Origin of the sequence: Pseudomonas sp. BS-2016, assembly GCF_001806145.1 — a bacterium.
Taxonomy (GTDB): Bacteria; Pseudomonadota; Gammaproteobacteria; order Pseudomonadales; family Pseudomonadaceae; genus Aquipseudomonas; species Aquipseudomonas lundensis.
On the sequence record NZ_MLCT01000086.1, the window covers coordinates 1 to 2,819 of the forward strand.

Here is a 2,819-nt window from a genome sequence, read left to right on the forward strand (position 1 = left end):
GGCCGCCATCAGCCAGTACCGCAAGGTCGCATTCCAGCACGGTTTCATCGTTGAGGGTCAGGCGATAGCCATCGGGCAGAGGCTCCATGCGCGTGACTTCCGCCGGGCAGCGCCAGCTCACCACGTCCTTGTCCAAGCCTTGCCACAGGCATTGGCCGAGCCAGGCGTTTTCCACCACATAACCCAGGGCTGGCACGCCCTCCTCCATCGCGGACAAACGCGCGGTGGAGAAGCGCCCACGGTCCGATACATGGATCTGCTTGATCGGCTCCGCACGTCGGGAAATGGCATGCCACAGGCCCAGCCGCTGGTAAATCTGGCGCGCGCCAAACGACAGCGCGGAAGAGCGCGCATCGTAGCTCGGCTGGTAGCTGTCGCCCGGTGCAAAGGGTTCGATCAGCACGATTTTCCAACCCCGCGCCTTGGCCCCCGCTTGCAATGCCAGGGCCAGGCTGGCGCCCACCAGGCCACCGCCGATAATCGCCAGGTTGACCCGGCTCATCGGGCAGCCGCCATCAACGCTTCGATCTCGGCAACGGTCTTGGGCACGCCGCCAGTCAGGATTTCACAGCCTTGCTTGGTCACTACCACGTCGTCCTCGATGCGCACGCCAATGCCACGCCATTTTTTTGCCACGTTCTGGTTGTCCGGGGAAATATAGATACCCGGCTCCACGGTCAAGGCCATGCCCACTTCCAGCACGCGCCATTCACCGCCCACTTTGTACTCGCCCACATCATGCACATCCATGCCCAGCCAGTGGCCGGCACGGTGCATGTAGAAGGCGCGGTAGGCTTCGCTGGCGATCAACTCGTCAACGTCACCTTGCAACAACCCCAGCTTCACCAGGCCGGCGGTGATGACCTGCACGGTCGCCTCATGGGCCTGGTTCCAATGTTTGTTCGGCGCGATCTGCTTGAAGGCGGCTTCCTGGGAGGCCAGCACAATCTCGTAGATCGCCTTCTGCTCCGGCGAAAACTTGCCGTTGACCGGCCAGGTACGGGTGATGTCGCTGGCGTAGCAATCGATCTCACACCCGGCGTCGATCAGCACCAGGTCGCCGTCCTTGAGCACCGCGTCATTCTGCTGGTAATGCAGGATGCAGCTGTTGCGCCCGGCGGCGACGATGGAGCCATAGGCCGGCATCTTCGCGCCGCCTTTGCGAAACTCGTAATCCAGCTCGGCTTCCAGGCTGAACTCATGCAGGCCGGCACGGCTGGCCTGCATCGCCCGCACATGGGCCGCACAGGAAATTCGCGCTGCCTCGCGCATCACCTTCACTTCTGCCGCCGATTTATACAGGCGCATATCGTGGAGCAAATGATCCAGGGCAACGAATTCGTTCGGCGGCTGGGCGCCCAGGTGTGCTTTTGAACGGATCACGTTGATCCACTCCATCACGTGCCGGTCGAACTCGGCATTGCTGCCCATGGCCGAGTACACACGGTCGCGACCTTCGATCAGGCCGGGCAGGATGTCGTCGATATCGGTAATGGGGAAGGCGTCATCCGCGCCAAAGTCGCGAATCGCGCCCTCGGTGCCCGCACGCAGGCCGTCCCACAATTCGCGCTCGGCATTGCGCTCGCGGCAGAACAGCACGTACTCGCCATGCTGGCGACCGGGCATCAGCACGATCACCGCTTCGGGCTCGGGGAAACCGCTCAGGTACTGGAAATCGCTGTCCTGGCGGTAAACATGCTCGACATCGCGGTTGCGGATGGCCACGGCGGCGGCCGGCAGGATCGCGATGCTGTTGGGTTCCATCTGCGCCATGAGCGCCTTGCGGCGACGGGTGTATTCCGCTTTGGGGATATGAATCATGGGCAGATGGGCTTCCTTTCTTTAGTGCAACGACGGCTTGGCAGCGACCGGCTCAGCGGACTTCCTGGTCTCGGTGAACAGCAGCAACGGCGCGACGCGCAGGTATTCCATGACTTCCATGTAGTCGCCTTCGCCATCTTCGGACTCTTCCAGGGCATCTTGCACCTGTGAGATCGCCGCCAGGTCCTGCAGCACTTCCTTGGCGTCGGTGCTCAGCTCCAGGCCGCCGGCATTCACGCCGAAACCGTGGAGGAAGCCCTGGCACCACTGGCCCAGGGCAGCAGCGCGCTCGGTGAGCGGCGCGTCATCGGTCGGCAGCAGCAGGACCACGGTGACGTCGTCACCGGTCAACTCGCCCTTGACCATCTCTTGCAGGCCGATCAACGCATTGCGCACGTTCTCGGTGGGTTCGGTTTCCAGCAACTCGGCCACATCGGCCAGCCAGTTGTCGGCATCAAAGCCCACACCGGTGCAACTGCGGCCCAACAGCACGCCGTGCAGTTCGGCAGGCGAGCAAGGGTGGCCGCTGGTGCTCAGCAGTTTGGAAAAAGCGTCGTACGGGGAATTTTGAATGGGCATGGTGAGCTAGGCGCCAGACGGCGCAATGTCTAGAATGGAGCGCTGTATCCTAGCACCGGCAGACGTACCAAGACTATCGAGGGCGTCAGATCGTTTATCCTGCAGTTGCCATTCATCAGACAAATCCAGTGGAACCCAATGGAAGACACCGACCTGCAAGCGCTGATGGCCAGACTCGAACTGCTAATTGATCGGGTCGAGCAACTTAAGAGTCAAAACGGACTCCTATTAGCTCAGGAAAAGACCTGGCGCGAGGAACGCGCTCACCTCATTGAAAAAAACGAAATCGCCCGGCGTAAGGTCGAATCGATGATTTCGCGCCTGAAGGCCCTGGAGCAAGACTCATGAGTTCAAGCAATAGCGTTACCGTGCAGATCCTCGACAAAGAATATTCGATCATCTGCCCCCAGGAAGAACGC

4 protein-coding genes and 1 pseudogene are annotated in these 2,819 nt (G+C 61.2%); 2 read left to right on the forward strand and 3 right to left on the reverse strand.

The features are described from left to right. The 3 genes from BKD70_RS22465 to BKD70_RS22475 form a co-directional block, all read right to left on the reverse strand. The coding region (locus BKD70_RS22465; protein ID WP_139145795.1) for an FAD-dependent oxidoreductase at positions 1-502 on the reverse strand (502 nt) is incomplete at its 3' end. Continuing rightward, positions 499-1,821: a Xaa-Pro aminopeptidase gene (pepP, locus tag BKD70_RS22470; protein WP_034129009.1), complete on the reverse strand. Its 1,323-nt coding sequence runs from the start codon at positions 1,819-1,821 to the stop codon at positions 499-501. The genes BKD70_RS22465 and pepP, both read right to left, overlap by 4 nt. A gap of 21 nt (positions 1,822-1,842) precedes the next feature. After that, positions 1,843-2,400, reverse strand: coding sequence for a YecA family protein (locus BKD70_RS22475; protein ID WP_034129010.1), 558 nt, complete (start codon positions 2,398-2,400; stop codon positions 1,843-1,845). A gap of 138 nt (positions 2,401-2,538) precedes the next feature. Between BKD70_RS22475 and BKD70_RS22480 the strand changes: the two genes are divergently transcribed. Further along, complete coding sequence (locus BKD70_RS22480; protein ID WP_003177365.1) at positions 2,539-2,748, forward strand: TIGR02449 family protein; 210 nt, start codon at positions 2,539-2,541, stop codon at positions 2,746-2,748. Beyond that, positions 2,745-2,819: pseudogene (locus BKD70_RS24530) on the forward strand (cell division protein ZapA); the annotation flags it as partial. The gene BKD70_RS22480 and the pseudogene BKD70_RS24530, both read left to right, overlap by 4 nt.